The sequence below is a fragment of the Acinetobacter sp. V116_7 genome (assembly GCF_056735735.1).
The window spans coordinates 207,676-225,855 of the sequence record NZ_JBWZIF010000012.1 but is presented as its reverse complement, the minus strand read 5'-3'; the positions used below and the strand labels follow the sequence as shown (position 1 = coordinate 225,855).

Here is an 18,180-nt window from a genome sequence, read left to right as displayed (position 1 = left end):
CATGTCTCTATAATACTGAATTCATAAAATTACGCAATACATAATTTAATTACACATTTCATAATAATTGTCATTTCTTGTATTTTCTGTTTTCATTCGCGGTCATGAGAAAAGTCACGCAATTATTTTTTCATGAATATCTATGAAAGTTTGATCAATTTATGATATACGTAATTTATTGGAAAAAAATTACGTGACACGGATGAGAATAATCATATGTCAGCACAAGAGCAAGGAAACCTGAAACATGGTTTGAGTAATCGGCACATCCAGCTTATTGCATTGGGTGGGGCGATTGGCACAGGGCTTTTTCTTGGTATATCACAATCGATTAAATTAGCAGGTCCATCGGTCATCCTCGGTTATGCTATTGCAGGATTTATTGCTTTTTTAATGATGCGTCAGCTTGGCGAAATGGTGGTTGAAGAGCCAGTCAGTGGGTCTTTTAGTCATTTTGCCTACAAATATTGGGGACCATTTGCAGGGTTCATGTCAGGATGGAACTATTGGGTACTCAATGTGCTCGTCTGTATGGCAGAACTAAGTGCAATTGGTCTTTATATTCAATATTGGTGGCCGCAAATCCCAACGTGGGCATCTGCTTTAACCTTCTTTGTCTTAATTAATGGCATTAATTTGCTACATGTTAAGTTTTTTGGTGAAATGGAATTCTGGTTTTCTATTGTCAAAATCTTAGCAATTCTTGCAATGATTGGTTTTGGTTCATATTTACTTGCAACAGGCACGGCAGGTCCACAAGCAAGCATTTCGAACCTTTGGGCACTTGGTGGTTTCTTCCCATTTGGTGTTGAAGGTTTAGTGATGGCAATGGCGGTCATTATTTTTGCTTTCGGTGGTATCGAACTTTTCGGTATTACTGCGGCTGAAGCACGTGACCCTGATAAAACTTTACCTAAAGCTGTGAATCAAATTATTTACCGTATTTTGATTTTCTATATTGCGACACTTTTTGTTTTATTCTCGCTATTCCCATGGAATCAAATGGCACAAGGCGGAAGCCCGTTTGTGATGGTATTTGCTTCTTTAGATAGCCAAGGGATCGCAACGTTATTAAACTTTGTGATTTTGACTGCTGCTGTTTCAGTTTATAACGGTACAAGTTATTGCAGTAGCCGTATGCTATTGGGCCTTGCGCAACAAGGAAATGCACCAAAAGTATTTGCACACATTAATAAACGCGGCATTCCAACCAATGCAGTGATCCTTTCTGCTGCTGTGACTATTTTATGTGTACTGTTAAATTATATTTTCCCTGAAAAAGCATTTGGTTTACTCATGATGCTCGTGGTTGCAGCCATTGTGATTAACTGGGTTGTAATTTCATGGACGCATTTAAAATTCCGCAAATATATGCAACGCCAAGGGCAAACAACGAAGTTCCCAAGCTTCATGTATCCATTTAGCAACTATTTATGCATCGTATTTATGTTGGGCATTTTAATTGTGATGTCTTTAACACCAGATATGCGTGTTGCGGTCATGATGATTCCTGGCTGGATCTTATGTTTGATGGTGGCTTATCAATTTAAACGCCGCAAACTAAAAGCTGAGCAGTCTTTAACTGCTGTAGAAGCTGATATTTAATAACAGCGTAAGTTGTAGGTATCAAAAGGACGTATCTCATACGTCCTTTTTTATTTTTAAAATTTAACAACAGAAATTAAAGGACTTTATTGTTGTTATAATATAACATTTGTTCAATTTAATGATGAGCAGTCTTCCCATTTTTGGCGAAGATAGAGCATATTTATGAAACGTTATTTAGGTTTAATTTTATTATCTCTTACAGCGTGTAGTACTCAAACTCCCAAGCCAACAACTCCTCTACACACCCACACTTTGCCGCAGCCTAAAAAAACAGTGGTCAGGATAAAACAGCAACCCGAAGATTATGTGGCTTGGATCGCAACCGCAGATCACGGACAGTCTGTACAAGCTTATAAGCAATTTCTTAAGCAAAAAGGGCTTGCCAATTTAGTTCCAGACCATGAGTTATTACGCTCGGCTCGCGATTGGCAAAAATGTGGAGTTGAACCCTATGCGGTGCCACCAAGAGAGATTTGGTCCAACATCGTTCCGACACTTAGCATTTTAAAAGCATTAGTTGACGAGGGTGTGATTAACGATTTTGAAGTGACATCGGCCTATCGAGCTTTATCTTTAAACCGTTGTGCGGGTGGTGCAGATGCTTCTCGACATGTCTTTAATGCAGCGCTTGATTTTCGAATTGGACCAGAACAGCCTACCGATTTAGACCAGTTTAATATTCAACAAACCAAAACCAAACTTTGTCAGTTCTGGGAAACCAAGGGCCAAGCACTTAATATGGGGCTGGGGGTTTATGCTTCGGGACAAATCCATATTGATAGCCAAGGATTCCGTTCATGGGGACCTGACCATCACTATAGAACCTCGATTTGTCAGTAACTATAAAAGCAATTTTTTCAAAGACTAAATGAATGGGCTTAAATAAAACTGGAATAAAAACTTGATCAATAGTTATGTTATAACATAACATTATTGTGGTTTAGAAATAGATTACGCCTGTGAACTGGCCATATTTAAATGGCCAGCCATGATCAGTTTAAATATTATTCAAAGAGATCAAGCCATGCGCATTGCAATCGCCAACTCATTTGCCAAGCTTCCCGTCACTGTTTTATCTGGCTTTTTGGGTGCAGGAAAGACCACATTACTCAACCATATTTTAAATAATCGTGAAGGCCGCCGTATTGCCGTGATTGTTAATGATATGTCTGAGGTGAATATTGACGCGGCATTAGTACGCGAAGGTGGGGCGGAACTTTCAAGGACAGATGAAAAACTGGTTGAAATGAGTAATGGCTGTATCTGCTGTACGTTACGAGAAGATTTACTGGTTGAGGTTAAACGTTTAGCTGATGAAGGACGCTTTGACCAATTGGTGATTGAGTCGACAGGCATTTCTGAACCGCTGCCTGTTGCAGAAACTTTTACCTTTGAAGATGAAGATGGAAACTCACTCAATGAATTCGCTCGACTCGACACCATGGTCACAGTAGTCGATGCTTTTAACTTTCTTAAAGACTACAGTTCAGTTGACTCCCTGCAACAACGTGGCGAGTCATTAGGCGAACACGATGAGAGAACTGTGGTCGACCTTCTTATTGACCAGATTGAGTTTTGTGATGTGATTATGCTGAATAAAATTGACCTGATTGATCAGGCTCAGCAAGACCAACTCATTGCAATTTTAAAAACTCTAAACCCGCGCGCTCGAATTGAAATTGCTCAATTTGGAAAGATCGCTTTAGATAAAATTTTAAATACACAGCTATTCGATTTTGATGAAGCTGCACAAGCACCGGGATGGTTAAAAGAGTTACGTGGTGAGCATACGCCCGAGACTGAAGAGTATGGAATCAGTAGCTTTGTTTACCGTGCCCGCAGACCTTTCCATCCAGAACGTTTTTATAATTTGGTGCAGGCTGAATGGCCGGGTATCGTTCGTTCTAAAGGCTTTTTCTGGTTGGCTGCTGAACCGACATTGGCTTACTCATGGTCACAAGCAGGTGCGATGGCACGGCACGGATTAGCAGGTTATTGGTGGGCCGCCGTTGCAGAAGAAGACTGGCCAAGTGACTTAGACAGCATCGAACAAATTAAAAAGGTTTGGGATGCTCAAACAGGTGATGCACGTCAGGAGCTGGTTTTAATTGGTATGCAAATGGATGAGCAAGCTTTAATAGAACGCTTAGACCGTTGTTTATTAAGTGATGAGGAAATGGCTTTAGGACCACAAGCTTGGCAGAACTGGTCTAATCCTTTTAAGCAAGAAGATGAAACCATGTTGATCGCTTAATTAAAAAAGCCCCTATTTTAAAGGGGCTTTTTTTATGATTTGTCTTTAATGAAAATCTTTCGAATGTAGCTGTTAAGCGGTGTGGAATAATATTTTTCAATCGCTGCGCTGATAATAAAGGTCAGAACCAGATAGCCAATTAAAAGCATAATTTTTATGCTAGAATCGGTTTGAGCCGGAACAAAAGCAACTTTCATAAGACCCAGCACAACTAGATGAAACAAATAAGTTTCATAACTTCTTTGCCCCAACCAAACCATGATTTTTGTAAAGAGGTTATGCGCTTGCGTTTCGGAAGGATGTTGAAAACACAAAATCAGTAAGCCTGTGGCAAGAGCAAATAAGCTAATACCCCATGTACTGACTTCTTTAATTGGCGCATATAAATATAGAGCAGTCATGCTCAAAATAATTAACCACGAAAGAGGTTTTTTATAGTGCCAATTTGGCTGATATTTATGAGAGAAAATGGCAGTTAAACAGCCAATTGCTATGCCGTCAAAGCTCGAAAAATAATGATATAAATAAGCGCCGCTTTCTTCTCCAAAATGGAGAGACCTAAAATAAGGTCCGTATAAAATGACCCCAATCAGTACAGCAATAAAGACCTTATTACTACGCGTGAACAGGCATAATAATGGAAAAACAAAGTAAAAAACTTCTTCTACAGAGAGCGACCACAACACGCCCAAAGTATAGTTTACCCAACCGAATTTAATAATCAGGATATTCATCCAGAAGGTTAAAGCCGCAAAAATTGTTAGCGGATAGGAAACCTCAATGCCATTCGGAGCTTGGTTCATAAAGGGTTTTAAGTCAAACGAACCGAGTATGCTTACACCTAAAATGAGTAATAACAGGCACGGTAAAATACGCGCTGCTCGTCGGATGTAAAGATGTTTGAGGTTAATTGCGGAGAATTGTTTGTCTCTTTTTAAGGTGTGATGGGTAATTAAAAAACCCGAAATCACAAAAAACATGGTGACGCCATAATTTCCATTTCTTGCGATGACTGTGCTAAATGCTTCACCTAAGAAATCAAAACCTAACCATGTATCTTTAAGTTTATAAGGAATATTAAAATGGTGTAAAAGAACCAAAAGGATAGACATTCCTCGAAGAATATCTATTTTATAATTACGCATTCGATGTGCTTCCAGTTTTATTAATATACTGTGTGGCAGAAGAATACTATCGATGAGTTATTTTAAATAAAAATTTTAAGCAGCATTTCGTAAATCAGAAAAGACAATACTTTTTACATCCTTGAATTGAGCACAGGCATAGCAGAAATAACTATTAAATAAATATTGATAAAGCCTTTATATATTTGAATTTCTCTACATAAAACTTTAAATTAGCTCTTATTGAGCTATGTTTATTTTTTTAACTTTTTAAAATCTATTTAATTCATAAATTAACATGTTGTATGTGGTTGTATATACATAGCATGTCAACTAAAATACCTTTTTGCCTGCCGCCTTTTTGAGTATTTGTTATGCCCAGAACATCAAAACAAGAACATGCTGAGCTTTCGATTGAAGCTGATAGTCCAGTTCCTTTATATCAACGCGTCAAACAGCTGATTTCACAAAAAATTTATGAAGGCTCGTGGGCTGTAAATAAAAAAATTCCTTCGGAAAGTGAGTTGGTCAATCAACTCGGTTGTAGCCGTATGACTGTAAACCGTGCGCTTCGTGAGTTAACGACAGAGGGCTTACTTGTTCGAATTCAAGGCGTTGGTTCGTTCGTAGCTGAAGGGCAAGGCCGAACTGCACTTTTTCAAATTAATAATATTGCCGATGAGATTATTGCACGAAACCATAAGCACCACGCTGAAGTTTTAGTCTTAGAACAAATTTATGCAAATGCAGAGCAAAGCGTGTTAATGCAAACTCGCGAAGGGCAAAGATTATTTCACTCGATTATTGTGCATTATGAAAATGATGTACCTGTTCAGGTCGAAGATCGTTTAGTCGACGCAGCGCTCATTCCAGATTATCTACAACAAGATTTTAAAACCATTACCCCAAATGCTTACCTCATGGCAAAAGCACCTGTCTCAGAAGGTGAGCATATTGTTGAGGCAGTTTTAGCATCACCGCAAGAGTGTAAATGGTTAAAGATCACCAAAGCTGAGCCGTGTTTACTGATCCGTCGCCGCACGTGGTCAAACAAACAACTCATTTCAAGCGCACGTCTGATTTATCCGGGTAGCCGCTATTATCTCGAAGGGAAATTTAACCCATGATTGAATTGATCAGGGCAGATCAATATACAAAAATGCTTTGGAAAAATGGTGCTGGCTTTACTTTAGAAATTGCTCGAAGCCAAGGTGAAGCTGATTTCGATTGGCGTATCTCGATAGCTGATGTGACCACTTCTGGGCCATTTTCTTTATTTCCCAATAAGCAGCGCATTATTAGCGTACTCGATGGACAAGGCATGATATTGCATGTCGATGATCTTCCTGCCAAAACGCTAAACCAAGGTGATATTTTTGCTTTTGATGGTGGGAGTCAGGTTCAAAGTGAACTGGTAGACGGTGCAATTCGAGATTTAAATTTAATTTATGATCCTGCAAAGTTTCATGCCCGTTTTCAGTGGTTGAATGATGCAGCGGAGCAGGCATTTATTAGCTCGGCAGACCTGATTTTCATTTTTAATAGTGGTTCTGAAACGGAAGTAAATGTTGATGATCATTCCGTTCAGCTTGCTGCTCACGAGACGTTAAAAATTGAGAAAACTACTGCGATTACCTCAGTTCATTTCCCTAAAAATTGGGAAAAAACTTGTTATGTTATTGAGTTAATTCAACGTTAAAACTAAATAAATTCTTTTTTAAGAGCACATGTCTAGTGAAAAGATATGTGCTTTTTTTATGCCTAATATAAAAATAAATTAATTTAATTCATAGGCTTATTTAGTTTTTTTAAAAAAATATGAGTAACCCTCTTCACGCCGGAAAATATTTGTGTAGTATATGGATGTATATACAAGTTAATACATTACTATACAAATGCAGAAACAAGTGATGTTCTGCTGATGTAAGCTCAAAGGAAGGAGTCCGCCTGTGACAACAATGACAACAAAATTTCGTGATGTAGAAATTCGTGCGCCACGCGGCACTGAATTAACGGCTAAGAGTTGGTTAACTGAAGCTCCATTACGTATGTTGATGAATAACCTTGATCCGGACGTTGCAGAAAACCCGAAAGAGTTGGTTGTATACGGTGGTATTGGCCGTGCAGCACGAAACTGGGAATGTTTCGACAAAATTGTAGATACTTTAAAAAATCTTGAAACTGACGAAACTTTATTAGTTCAATCAGGCAAGCCAGTCGGCGTATTTAAAACTCATAAAGATGCACCACGCGTTTTAATTGCAAACTCAAACCTTGTACCACACTGGGCAAACTGGGAACACTTCAACGAGTTAGACGCAAAAGCTTTGGCTATGTACGGTCAAATGACAGCGGGTTCTTGGATCTACATCGGTAGCCAAGGCATTGTGCAAGGTACTTATGAAACTTTCGTTGAAGCTGGCCGCCAACATTACAATGGTGATTTAAACGGTCGTTGGGTTCTTACTGCTGGTTTAGGCGGTATGGGGGGCGCTCAGCCTTTAGCTGCAACACTTGCAGGGGCGTGTTCTTTAAACATCGAATGTCAGCAAGCAAGTATCGATTTCCGTTTACGTACGCGTTATGTAGATGAACAAGCAACTGATTTAGATGATGCTTTAGCGCGTATTGATCGTTACACGAAAGAAGGCAAGGTCATTTCAATTGCGCTTCATGGTAACGCTGCAGAGATTTTACCTGAGCTTGTTCGCCGTGGTGTACGTCCTGACATGGTAACTGACCAAACAAGTGCACACGATCCACTCAATGGTTACCTACCAGTAGGCTGGACTTGGGATGAATACCGTGAACGTGCGAAAACTGAACCAGAAGCTGTTGTAAAAGCTGCAAAACAGTCGATGGCGAAACACGTACAAGCGATGCTCGATTTCCAAAAAATGGGTGTTCCAACATTTGACTACGGTAATAACATCCGTCAAATGGCGAAAGAAGAAGGCGTAGAAAACGCTTTTGATTTCCCAGGCTTCGTACCTGCATATATCCGTCCATTGTTCTGCCGTGGCATTGGTCCATTCCGTTGGGCAGCGCTTTCTGGTGACCCAGAAGACATTTATAAAACAGATGCCAAAGTTAAAGAATTAATTCCTGATGATGAACATTTACATCACTGGTTAGACATGGCACGTGAACGCATTAGCTTCCAAGGCTTGCCAGCACGTATTTGCTGGGTTGGTCTAGGCTTACGTGCAAAACTTGGCTTAGCATTTAACGAAATGGTTCGTAGTGGTGAATTGTCTGCGCCAGTTGTGATTGGTCGTGACCACTTAGACTCAGGTTCAGTTGCGAGTCCAAACCGTGAAACGGAAGCAATGCAAGATGGATCAGACGCAGTATCAGACTGGCCTTTATTAAATGCATTGTTAAATACAGCAGGCGGCGCAACTTGGGTATCTCTACACCATGGTGGTGGTGTAGGTATGGGCTTCTCTCAACACTCAGGCGTTGTGATTGTGTGTGACGGTACAGATGAAGCTGCTGCACGTATTGCTCGTGTACTGACCAATGACCCTGCAACAGGTGTTATGCGTCATGCCGATGCCGGTTATGAAATTGCGATTAACTGTGCGAAAGAGCAAGGCTTAAACTTGCCAATGATTACGCAATAAAAATACATGGAAGAACTGGCGGTGCTTTTTGCAATTGTGAAAAGCACTGTCTCAGCAGAATATAGTGCAAAAAATTAGGAAGCCAACATGGAATTACTGATCCAACCGGGAAAATTAACCTTAGCTGATTTACGTCAAGCTTACCTCAACCCGATTAAAGTTAAATTAGATGAAAGTGCTTCAGCTGCAATCAACGCAAGCGTGGCTTGTGTAGAACAGATTGTAAATGAAGGGCGTACAGCTTACGGCATTAACACAGGTTTTGGTTTACTTGCTTCAACCAAGATTGCTCCTGAAGATTTAGAAAAGTTACAACGTTCATTGGTTCTTTCCCATGCAGCAGGTGTAGGTGAAGCACTTGATGATGCAATGGTTCGTTTAATTATTCTATTGAAAGCAAATAGCTTGGCACGTGGCTTCTCAGGTATTCGCCGTAAAGTCATTGATGCTTTGTTGGCTTTAATTAATGCTGAAGTTTATCCGCACATTCCTCTTAAAGGTTCAGTCGGCGCTTCAGGTGACTTGGCACCACTTGCACATATGTCTTTGATTTTACTTGGTGAAAGTAAAGCGCGTTATAAAGGTGAGTGGTTACCAGCAGTTGAAGCTTTAAAAATTGCAGGCTTAGAACCAATTTCTTTAGCAGCGAAAGAAGGCTTAGCGCTTTTAAACGGTACACAAGTTTCGACTGCTTATGCTTTACGTGGCTTGTTTGAAGCTGAAGATTTATTTGCTGCTGCGACAGTTTGTGGTGGCTTAAGTGTTGAAGCAATGCTGGGTTCACGCTCACCGTTCGATGCACGTATTCATGAAGTACGTGGCCAACGTGGTCAAATTGATGTAGCGGCAGCTTATCGCGATTTATTGACGGATTCGAGTGAAATTGCACATTCACACGAAGACTGTAGCAAAGTTCAAGATCCGTATTCTTTACGTTGCCAACCACAGGTGATGGGTGCATGTCTAACTCAAATCCGTCAGGCTGCTGAAGTTTTAGAAATTGAAGCAAATGCTGTATCTGATAACCCACTTGTTTTCGCAGAACAAGGTGATGTGATTTCTGGTGGTAACTTCCACGCAGAACCTGTAGCAATGGCGGCAGATAATTTAGCATTGGCAATCGCAGAAATTGGTTCACTTTCAGAACGTCGTATTTCGATGATGATGGACCGCCACATGTCACAGCTTCCACCATTCTTGGTTGCAAATGGCGGTGTGAACTCAGGTTTCATGATTGCTCAAGTGACAGCAGCAGCTCTTGCGAGTGATAACAAAGCACTTGCACATCCAGCGAGTGTTGATAGTTTGCCAACTTCAGCGAATCAGGAAGACCATGTATCAATGGCTCCAAATGCAGGTAAACGTCTTTGGTATATGGCTGATAACGTCCGTGGCATTTTAGCTGTCGAATGGTTAGGCGCTTGTCAGGGGCTAGACTTCCGTGAAGGCTTAAAAAGCTCGCCTAAACTTGAACAAGCTCGTAAAATCTTGCGCGATCAAGTTCCTTACTACAGTGAAGACCGTTTCTTTGCTCCTGATATTGAACAAGCAAGTGAATTACTTTCGAGTGGCTGTTTAAACGAGTTACTTATTCCAAAACTACTCCCTAGTTTATCTGAAGTGTGATTGATAAAACGGTCACATGGAGTGGCCGAATCTAACTAAATTTCCTCAAGGATTGGAGATTATAATGTCACAAAACTCCACACTACAGCGGGGATTGAACACCCGCCATATTCGTTTCTTGGCATTGGGCTCAGCAATTGGAACTGGGCTTTTCTATGGTTCGGCTACCGCCATTAAAATGGCGGGGCCTTCAGTATTATTGGCGTATATCGTTGCAGGGATTGCAATTTATATCGTTATGCGCGCACTGGGTGAAATGGCTGTCCATAACCCAGTATCCGGTTCATTTAGCCACTATGCATCACAATACATTAGTCCTCTGGCAGGTTTTACGACAGGCTGGACTTATGTTTTTGAAATGGTGATTGTAGCGATTGCCGATGTCACCGCTTTTGGTATTTATATGGGGTTCTGGTATCCCGATGTGCCACGGTGGATCTGGATTTTATCTCTGATTATGTTCTTGGGTGCCATTAACCTGATTCACGTTAAAGTCTTTGGTGAACTCGAATTCTGGCTTTCCATCATTAAAGTCAGTGCCATTGTTGCCATGATTTTAGGCGGAATAGGGTTAATGTTCTATGGCTTCCACGCTGACCATAGCAGTGTGGTGCCGGGTATTCAAAACTTATGGATTTATGATGGCTTTATGCCGCATGGTATTGCAGGCTTAGTTGCATGTTTATCTGTGGTTGTATTTGCTTTCGGTGGTATCGAAATTATCGGTTTAACCGCTGGCGAGTCACAAGACCCTAAAACCACTTTGCCAAAAGCAATTAATGCTGTTCCAGTACGTATTTTACTTTTCTATGTACTGACCATTTTTGTTTTGATGTCGATTTTCCCATGGAATCAAATTGGTAGCCAAGGTAGCCCATTTGTACAAATTTTTGAAAATTTAGGCATTAAATCTGCCGCGAATATTCTAAATATTGTGGTGGTGACTGCTGCGATTTCGGCAATTAATAGTGATGTATTTGGTGCTGGCCGTATGCTTTACGGTATGGCAAATCGTGGTCAAGCACCTCGCATTTTCCAAAAATTATCACGTAATGGTGTGCCTTGGATGACTGTTGTGGTTATGGCTGGTGTGTTGTTAATTGGTGTGGTGCTGAACTACCTAATTCCTGAAAATGTATTCATGATCATTGCATCAATTGCTACTTTTGCAACGGTTTGGGTATGGCTCATGATTTTGCTTTCGCAAGTTGCGATGCGCCGTAAATTATCTGCTGCTGAAATTAAAGCACTTGATTTCCCTGTATGGGGTTGGCCAGTTGCACCTGCGTTCGCGATTGGTTTCATGGTGTTCATTTTAGTGATGATGGGTTATTTCCCTGATTCACGTCCTGCAATTTATGTCGGAATAACATGGCTTGCACTCTTAACTATTGCTTATCGCATATGGGTAAAACCACAGCAAAACTTGGGAAAGGAAAGTAATCCTATCCAGCAAAATGTTGAGATAGAAAGCTAACAAATGAACTGCCCAATGGTTTACCTATTGGGCAGTTTTGAGGAAAGGCTCATGAAAAAACTTTGGCAGAATTGCCACATTGCGACCATGCAAAATGGGCAATACTCCTACATTGAAGATGCTGCAATTGTCACAGAAGGGCATCTCATTCAGTGGATTGGAAAACAACAACAACTTCCTACCGACACATATTCCGAAACAGTTGACTTAAAAGGCGCTTGGGTCACCCCAGGGTTCATCGACTGCCATACGCATAGTGTATTTGGTGGCAACCGTAGTGTTGAGTTTGAAAAGCGCTTACAAGGTGTAAGTTATGCTGAAATTGCAGCAAGCGGTGGCGGTATTGCTAGTACAGTACGTGCAACGCGTGAAGCAAGCGAAGAACAACTATTAAATTCAGCACTTAAACGTATTCGTTGCATGCAACAAGACGGTGTAACCACCATCGAAATTAAGTCTGGTTACGGACTCAACTACGAAAACGAGCGCAAAATGCTGCGTGTGATCCGTCAAATTGGTGAAGCTTTACCAATGACGGTCAAAAGTACCTGTTTAGCTGCTCATGCTTTACCGCCAGAGTACAAAGACCAAAGCGATGCTTATATCGAGCATATCTGTACAGAAATGTTGCCTAAACTGCATGCTGAAGGTTTAGTCGATGCAGTTGATGCGTTCTGTGAGCATTTAGCATTTTCACCTGCTCAGGTCGAACGTGTTTTTAAAACAGCACAATCATTGGGTCTACCCGTTAAGCTTCATGCTGAACAGCTCTCATCATTAGGTGGCTCAAGCTTGGCAGCACGTTATCATGCTTTGTCGGCTGACCATTTAGAGTACATGACCGAAGATGATGTCAAAGCAATGGCAGAGTCGGGTACGGTTGCTGTGTTACTACCGGGCGCCTTTTATCTATTACGTGAAACACAATATCCACCGATTGAAAGTCTCATTAAACATGGCGTGCGTATTGCGCTTTCGAGTGATTTAAATCCGGGCACATCTCCAGCACTTTCTTTACGTTTAATGCTCAACATGGGCAGTACGTTATTCCGTTTAACGCCTGAGCAAGCCTTAGCTGGTGTCACCATTCATGCTGCACAAGCACTTGGTTTAGAGCAAACGCACGGCAGTCTGGAGCAGGGTAAAGTCGCTGACTTTGTGGCTTGGGATATTGAGCATCCATCTGAAATTGTTTACTGGCTGGGCGGAGATTTGCCTAAGCGAGTCGTTCAGCATGGACAAGAAGTTATTTTTTAAACGGTGTCACATGAATCACACATTTAAATGGCAAGGTCGCCATGATGGCGAGGGTGAAGCACACCAACGTATTCACCATATTATGAATAAAACCCAACATGCCGAATTTGCGCTGATTGGTTTTAGCTCTGATGAAGGCGTGAAACGTAATAAAGGTCGAGTCGGTGCTGCCGATGCGCCAGATGCAATCCGTAATCAGCTTGCTAACTTACCGATTCATCGTCCAGTCAGTATTGTCGATTTGGGTACAGTGACCTGCGAATATGACAATTTAGAGCAAGCCCAAACCGAGTTGGCGGAGCAAGTCGCAACTAGCCTACAAAATGGTTTAAAGCCGATTGTACTTGGTGGTGGGCATGAAGTTGCATTTGGCAGCTTTAGCGGTCTATTCCAATATGTACAAGCCCACGCACCAGATAAAAAAATAGGCATTATTAATTTCGATGCCCATTTTGATTTGCGTGAAGCAGAGCATGCAACTTCTGGAACACCTTTTTTACAAGCAGCGCGACTTTCAGAACAGCATCAAAAACAATTTAATTATTTATGTATTGGGGTCGCCAACCATGCCAATACTAAAGTTTTGTTTGATACAGCCGATGCTCTAAATTGTTCATATTTACGTGACCATGAGGTTAATATTTTTAACCTACCAAACGTGCTTGCAGCGGTTGATGCTTTTATTGCAAAAGTAGACTGCCTGTACGTTACGATTGATTTAGATGTCTTCGCGGCTGCGGTTGCACCAGGGGTCAGTGCGCCAGCCGTAAAAGGAATTGATTTAGCCACTTTTGAAGCAATTTTTAAGCATATTCAAGAGACTGGCAAAATCAAACTTTTAGATATTGCCGAGTGCAATCCAAAATTTGATTTGGACAATCGAACAGCAAAACTGGCTGCATACATTGTTTATCAATATTTGTTTTCTTGAGAAACAATTTTTAATTTAGAAATAAAAAAGTGCACTGAGATCGCTCATGTGCTCTTTTTTTGACTTTCTGGTAAATTAAAGTCAGATTCGGAATAAAGATAGCAACTATAAATAATTTAATTAAAAAGAAAATTAATTTATAAAATCATTGAGTTAAAAAATACTCGATTTTTACACCATTTTATATGCTGCTTGGCACGTAATTTGTTTTGTCTTTATTTTAAACTTCGTTAAATATTTCTGGATAATTAAATGAAAAACAGAACCTTACATTTTGCTTGTATCAGTGTTTTATTTTGGATGTCTCATTCTTCTAATGCTGCAAGCCCCGAAATAAATACAAATACCATCGAAAAATCACAATCTAAACAAAACAGTGATGTCTCTGTTCGGGTGAAAGCTTTAAACCAGCTTTTACAAGAACAATGGGAATATACTTTGAAAAATAACCCTGAAACTGCAACGACTTTAGGTGATTTACGCTACAACGATCGATGGACCGAGTCTTCAAAAAATCAGATTGAGAAAGATAAAAAAACTACTCAAATTTTTTTAAAACGTTTTGAAGCAATCGATAGCACAGGGTTTTCAGCAACTGATCAATTAAATAAAGATTTAATGATTTATCAGTTGAAAGAGACGCTTAAAAATTATGATTTGAAATTGTATGAGATGCCTTTCAATCAAATGTGGGGACTACATTTACAATTTCCGGGATTTATTAGTTCGATTCCATTTAATAATGCGAAGCAATATCAAGATTATATTGCTCGTTTAAAACAAATCCCACTTATTCTTGATCAAGGTATTCAGTTAGCAAAACAAGGACAAAAAGATGGTTTAATGCCACCGAAATATTTACTTGAAAAAGTGGTGAAGCAGGTTGATAGCATTGCAACTCCGGCAGGGAAAGACAGCGTGTTTGCTTCTCCATTAAAGCAATTTCCAAAAAACATTTCGAAAGCAGAACAAGAGCGTTTAAGCCGTGAAATACTACAGGCCATAGATCAGAATGTTCGCCCTGCTTATCAAAAACTCGGCACGTTTATTCAGAAAGATTACTTACCCTATGGACGACAGCACGAGGGTATATGGAGCTTGCCAAACGGTGATGAGCTCTATCGTTTTTATGTAGAAGATAATACGACAACCTCAGAAAGCCCTGAAACTATTCATCAGCTCGGATTAAAAGAAGTTGCTCGTATTGAAGCGGAAATGCTTAAAATTGCCAAAGCACAAGGTTTCAATGACTTAAAAAGTTTCCAACAATCTTTAAAAACAAATCCAGCTGTTTTCCCAAAATCTCGTGAAGAAATTTTAGAGATTTATCGCGGGTATATTGCCCAAATGCAACCAGAGTTACCGAAGCTCTTTGGTTTATTGCCCAAAAATAAAGTCGAAGTTTTGCCTGTAGAGCAATATCGAGAAAAAGAAGCGGCAGGTGCGGAGTATCACCAAGGCACGCCTGATGGTTCACGCCCCGGACAGGTATATGTGAATACTGGAGACTTCTCTGAACGTTCCAAAATATCAATGGAAGCGACCGCTTACCATGAGGCTATTCCCGGCCACCATATGCAGATTGATATTGCCCAAAACCTGCCAAATTTGCCGATGTTCCGAAAGCAACCCAACGACACCGCCTACATTGAAGGGTGGGCACTTTATGCCGAGCAATTGGGTAAAGACGTTGGTTTCTATAAAGATCCGCTTTCAGACTATGGAAGACTATCGAGCGAGTTGTTCCGCGCTTGTCGTTTAGTGGTGGACACTGGCGTACATTATAAAAAATGGACCCGTCAGCAAATGATTGATTTTATGAGAGATCACTCTGCTTTAGATGAACCTGATATTCAGGCAGAGGCAGACCGCTATATTGCTATTCCTGCCCAAGCATTGGCATACAAAATGGGACAACTCAAAATTTTAGAGCTACGGGAGTTAGCGAAGCATGAGCTTGGAGACCGTTTTGATATCAAAGCATTCCATGACATGATTTTAAATGCAGGAACATTGCCTTTAAATATATTGGATGCACGTATTAAAAATTGGATTAAGGAACAAAAAGCGGCAGCTTAAAATAAAATTCGAAATTTAGGTCAGGTCCTCTTTGGACCTGATTCAAAAACATAATATAATAATGAAAAATATACTTTTAAAATTAGAAATGGAAAAAACCTTCAAACAATATCAAGCGATTATTTTTGATTTAGATGGCACTTTAGTCGATTCCTTTCATTTTTTTCTAAACGTTTTAAATCAACTTTCCGCAAAGTATAAGTTTAAAACGGTAAGCCTTCACGAAATTGAGTACTACAAACAACTTACGCCTAGAGAAATTATGAAAGAGATGAATGTTTCTCGGTGGAAACTGCCTTGGATTGCGAAAGACTTTATTCGGTTAATGAAAGATAGAGATGAAGAAATTCATCTGTTTGAGGGTATGCGGGACCACTTAATTGAACTGCATAAGCAGGGGTATACGCTCGCAATTATTACTTCAAACTCTAAAGAAAACTGTCAAAATGTACTGGGTAAAGAACTCTGTGAGCTTTTTAGCCATATTGATGGTGGCTCGTCTATATTTGGCAAAGCTAAACGAATTAAGCATGTTCTCAGCATTTTGGATGTAAGTAAAAACCAAGCCATTTATGTCGGCGACCAAACCACGGATGGCGAAGCTGCACATAAAGCAGGTATTGATTTTGCTGCGGTAGGTTGGGGTTATACATCGGCTGAAAAATTAAAAACCATTCAGCCCAAAGTCGTGCTAACAGACTTAGCAACCATGAAAGAATTTTTCTAAATATATGAAATGCAGGATAAACCATGAATAACAATAACAACCCGATTGGAATGATTGATTCTGGTTTAGGCGGGTTGTCTCTCTTTAAGCACATTCGGCAGGCCCTTCCAAATGAAGATATTATCTATTTCGCTGACTCGAAATATGTCCCGTATGGAGACAAAGAAAGCGACTGGATTGTTTCACGAACCACGCATTTAATTTCAAACCTAGTTACTCATGGCAAATGCAAAGCGATCGTGATTGCGTGTAATACGATGACGGCTGTAGCGATTGAAACAATCAGAGCACAAATTAGTGTTCCACTTATTGCAATAGAACCGGCCGTAAAACCCGCAGTGGCAATCACTCAAAGTAAGCATATTGCTGTTTTGGCAACGGCAACCACGGTGAAGGGCAAAAACTTAAAAAGTTTAATTGAAACGTATGCGCAAGATATTAAAGTGTCTTTGGTGCCGTGTATTGGCTTAGCTGAAAAAATTGAAACAGGTAAAGCGCATACAGCGGAGGTTAAGGATTATTTAAGAAATATTCTGGCGCCGTTGGTCGAGCAAAAAGTCGATACGATTATTTTAGGATGCACGCACTACCCCTTTGTCTCGGATACGATTCAGGAAATTGTAGGTCGTGATATACAAATTATTGAGCCTTCGGAAGCTGTAACAGCGCAATTAATTCGGCAGCTTAATCAATATCATTTAAGTTCTGAAAGTCCAAATGAGGGAAATCATATTATTTGGACCAGTTCAGACCCGTTGGAAGTTGCGGATGTTACTTTTTCTTTGTTAGGTAAGCATTTACCTGTAGAAACTACTGGTTTTTAAAGCCAAGAAAAACGCCAAGCCCCATAAAAATGAGTCCACCCATCACGGACATAGATTTTTGGGGCTTGTTCGATTTAGTTAATTTTTGGCTAATGTAATTGGCTAAAAACACACAAACCACATCAGCAGAAACAAAGATCAGATTCACAATCAGCCCTAAAATAATGAACTGAGACCAAACTGGAAAATCTAATGAGGTATTAATGAATTGGGGTAAAAAGGCGATATAAAAAATAGCGGTTTTAGGGTTTAAAACTTCGACCAAAATGCTCTGCTTCAAAGATAACTGACCATTTTCAACATTTTGCTGAATAGTAGGGGATGAGGTCGATCTAATTAACTTAATGCCTAACCAAACTAAATACAAAGCACCTAAAATTTTAATAATATCATAGAGTTTTGGAATAATTTGAAAGATAGTCGTTAAGCCTAAAGAGGCCGCGATGATATGAAAACAACCTCCTAAGAAAATTCCAAATGCTGCCATCAAACCAGATTTTCTGCCGCGAGAAAGCGTCTGTGCAGCGGTATACAACATTGCTGGGCCCGGAATATAAGCAAAAATAATTGTAGTAATTAAAAAGGTAATGAAAAGCTCTAAAGAAATCATGTTTGACCTATCTTATTGTTACTATTTTTTGAATGAA

Annotated in this window: 15 protein-coding genes; 13 read left to right on the top strand and 2 right to left on the bottom strand. The window is 40.1% G+C overall.

Translation table 11 applies throughout. The features are described from left to right. Nucleotides 1–216: 216 nt before the first annotated feature. From AC1PJP_RS03675 to zigA, 3 genes are all read left to right on the top strand, one after another. The gene (locus AC1PJP_RS03675) at nt 217–1,605 is read left to right on the top strand and encodes an amino acid permease (protein WP_005300436.1); all 1,389 of its coding nucleotides are present in this window, start codon (nt 217–219) and stop codon (nt 1,603–1,605) included. Nucleotides 1,606–1,770: 165 nt separating this feature from the next. Beyond that, nucleotides 1,771–2,448 (top strand): D-Ala-D-Ala carboxypeptidase ZrlA, encoded by a 678-nt coding sequence (gene zrlA, locus AC1PJP_RS03670; RefSeq protein WP_479766545.1) that lies wholly within the window; start codon nt 1,771–1,773, stop codon nt 2,446–2,448. Nucleotides 2,449–2,596: 148 nt separating this feature from the next. Continuing rightward, nucleotides 2,597–3,862 carry a zinc metallochaperone GTPase ZigA gene (gene zigA, locus AC1PJP_RS03665; RefSeq protein ID WP_479766544.1) on the top strand — a complete coding sequence of 422 codons (1,266 nt, stop codon included), beginning with the start codon at nt 2,597–2,599 and terminating at the stop codon, nt 3,860–3,862. Between the two features lie 32 nt (nt 3,863–3,894). On the opposite strand, the gene AC1PJP_RS03660 is transcribed toward zigA, so the two are convergent. Beyond that, a complete protein-coding gene (locus tag AC1PJP_RS03660) occupies nt 3,895–5,007 on the bottom strand; it encodes an acyltransferase family protein (protein ID WP_479766543.1) in 1,113 nt (370 codons plus the stop codon). A 353-nt stretch (nt 5,008–5,360) separates the two neighbouring features. Here AC1PJP_RS03660 and hutC point away from each other — a divergent pair, with 353 nt between their 5' ends. The 10 genes from hutC to murI all read left to right on the top strand — a co-directional run bounded on the left by hutC (nt 5,361) and on the right by murI (nt 17,533). Further along, the gene (hutC, locus tag AC1PJP_RS03655; protein WP_005066641.1) at nt 5,361–6,113 is read left to right on the top strand and encodes a histidine utilization repressor; all 753 of its coding nucleotides are present in this window, start codon (nt 5,361–5,363) and stop codon (nt 6,111–6,113) included. Continuing rightward, nucleotides 6,110–6,685 carry a HutD/Ves family protein gene (locus tag AC1PJP_RS03650; protein WP_479766542.1) on the top strand — a complete coding sequence of 192 codons (576 nt, stop codon included), beginning with the start codon at nt 6,110–6,112 and terminating at the stop codon, nt 6,683–6,685. Before hutC ends, AC1PJP_RS03650 begins: the two co-directional genes overlap by 4 nt. A 259-nt stretch (nt 6,686–6,944) precedes the next feature. Then, a complete protein-coding gene (gene hutU / locus AC1PJP_RS03645; protein WP_081399456.1) occupies nt 6,945–8,612 on the top strand; it encodes a urocanate hydratase in 1,668 nt (555 codons plus the stop codon). Between the two features lie 87 nt (nt 8,613–8,699). Continuing rightward, the gene (gene hutH / locus AC1PJP_RS03640; RefSeq protein WP_005300454.1) at nt 8,700–10,238 is read left to right on the top strand and encodes a histidine ammonia-lyase; all 1,539 of its coding nucleotides are present in this window, start codon (nt 8,700–8,702) and stop codon (nt 10,236–10,238) included. Nucleotides 10,239–10,302: 64 nt separating this feature from the next. Continuing rightward, nucleotides 10,303–11,715: an amino acid permease gene (locus AC1PJP_RS03635; RefSeq protein ID WP_107880410.1), complete on the top strand. Its 1,413-nt coding sequence runs from the start codon at nt 10,303–10,305 to the stop codon at nt 11,713–11,715. Nucleotides 11,716–11,766: 51 nt separating this feature from the next. After that, the gene (hutI, locus tag AC1PJP_RS03630; RefSeq protein ID WP_416716245.1) at nt 11,767–12,972 is read left to right on the top strand and encodes an imidazolonepropionase; all 1,206 of its coding nucleotides are present in this window, start codon (nt 11,767–11,769) and stop codon (nt 12,970–12,972) included. Nucleotides 12,973–12,982: 10 nt separating this feature from the next. Next, a complete protein-coding gene (hutG, locus tag AC1PJP_RS03625; RefSeq protein ID WP_479766541.1) occupies nt 12,983–13,903 on the top strand; it encodes a formimidoylglutamase in 921 nt (306 codons plus the stop codon). A 252-nt stretch (nt 13,904–14,155) separates the two neighbouring features. Further along, a complete protein-coding gene (locus tag AC1PJP_RS03620) occupies nt 14,156–15,982 on the top strand; it encodes a DUF885 domain-containing protein (RefSeq protein ID WP_479766540.1) in 1,827 nt (608 codons plus the stop codon). Between the two features lie 88 nt (nt 15,983–16,070). Continuing rightward, complete coding sequence (locus AC1PJP_RS03615) at nt 16,071–16,709, top strand: HAD family hydrolase (protein ID WP_479766553.1); 639 nt, start codon at nt 16,071–16,073, stop codon at nt 16,707–16,709. A gap of 23 nt (nt 16,710–16,732) precedes the next feature. Then, complete coding sequence (murI, locus tag AC1PJP_RS03610; RefSeq protein ID WP_479766539.1) at nt 16,733–17,533, top strand: glutamate racemase; 801 nt, start codon at nt 16,733–16,735, stop codon at nt 17,531–17,533. Here murI and AC1PJP_RS03605 read toward each other — a convergent pair. Continuing rightward, nucleotides 17,520–18,143, bottom strand: coding sequence for a LysE family translocator (locus AC1PJP_RS03605; protein ID WP_479766538.1), 624 nt, complete (start codon nt 18,141–18,143; stop codon nt 17,520–17,522). The two genes, murI and AC1PJP_RS03605, sit on opposite strands and share 14 nt — an antisense overlap. Between the last annotated feature and the right edge of the window lie 37 nt (nt 18,144–18,180).

What these genes read in the sequence shown, in the direction of transcription:
- hutC (WP_005066641.1), top strand. Translation starts at nt 5,361, where the DNA reads ATGCCCAGAACATCAAAACAAGAACATGCTGAGCTTTCGATTGAAGCT.
- zrlA (WP_479766545.1), top strand. Translation starts at nt 1,771, where the DNA reads ATGAAACGTTATTTAGGTTTAATTTTATTATCTCTTACAGCGTGTAGT.
- AC1PJP_RS03675 (WP_005300436.1), top strand. Translation starts at nt 217, where the DNA reads ATGTCAGCACAAGAGCAAGGAAACCTGAAACATGGTTTGAGTAATCGG.
- AC1PJP_RS03615 (WP_479766553.1), top strand. Translation starts at nt 16,071, where the DNA reads ATGGAAAAAACCTTCAAACAATATCAAGCGATTATTTTTGATTTAGAT.
- zigA (WP_479766544.1), top strand. Translation starts at nt 2,597, where the DNA reads ATGATCAGTTTAAATATTATTCAAAGAGATCAAGCCATGCGCATTGCA.
- hutU (WP_081399456.1), top strand. Translation starts at nt 6,945, where the DNA reads ATGACAACAAAATTTCGTGATGTAGAAATTCGTGCGCCACGCGGCACT.
- AC1PJP_RS03605 (WP_479766538.1), bottom strand. Translation starts at nt 18,143, where the DNA reads ATGATTTCTTTAGAGCTTTTCATTACCTTTTTAATTACTACAATTATT.
- murI (WP_479766539.1), top strand. Translation starts at nt 16,733, where the DNA reads ATGAATAACAATAACAACCCGATTGGAATGATTGATTCTGGTTTAGGC.
- AC1PJP_RS03650 (WP_479766542.1), top strand. Translation starts at nt 6,110, where the DNA reads ATGATTGAATTGATCAGGGCAGATCAATATACAAAAATGCTTTGGAAA.
- AC1PJP_RS03660 (WP_479766543.1), bottom strand. Translation starts at nt 5,007, where the DNA reads ATGCGTAATTATAAAATAGATATTCTTCGAGGAATGTCTATCCTTTTG.
- hutG (WP_479766541.1), top strand. Translation starts at nt 12,983, where the DNA reads ATGAATCACACATTTAAATGGCAAGGTCGCCATGATGGCGAGGGTGAA.
- AC1PJP_RS03620 (WP_479766540.1), top strand. Translation starts at nt 14,156, where the DNA reads ATGAAAAACAGAACCTTACATTTTGCTTGTATCAGTGTTTTATTTTGG.
- hutH (WP_005300454.1), top strand. Translation starts at nt 8,700, where the DNA reads ATGGAATTACTGATCCAACCGGGAAAATTAACCTTAGCTGATTTACGT.
- AC1PJP_RS03635 (WP_107880410.1), top strand. Translation starts at nt 10,303, where the DNA reads ATGTCACAAAACTCCACACTACAGCGGGGATTGAACACCCGCCATATT.
- hutI (WP_416716245.1), top strand. Translation starts at nt 11,767, where the DNA reads ATGAAAAAACTTTGGCAGAATTGCCACATTGCGACCATGCAAAATGGG.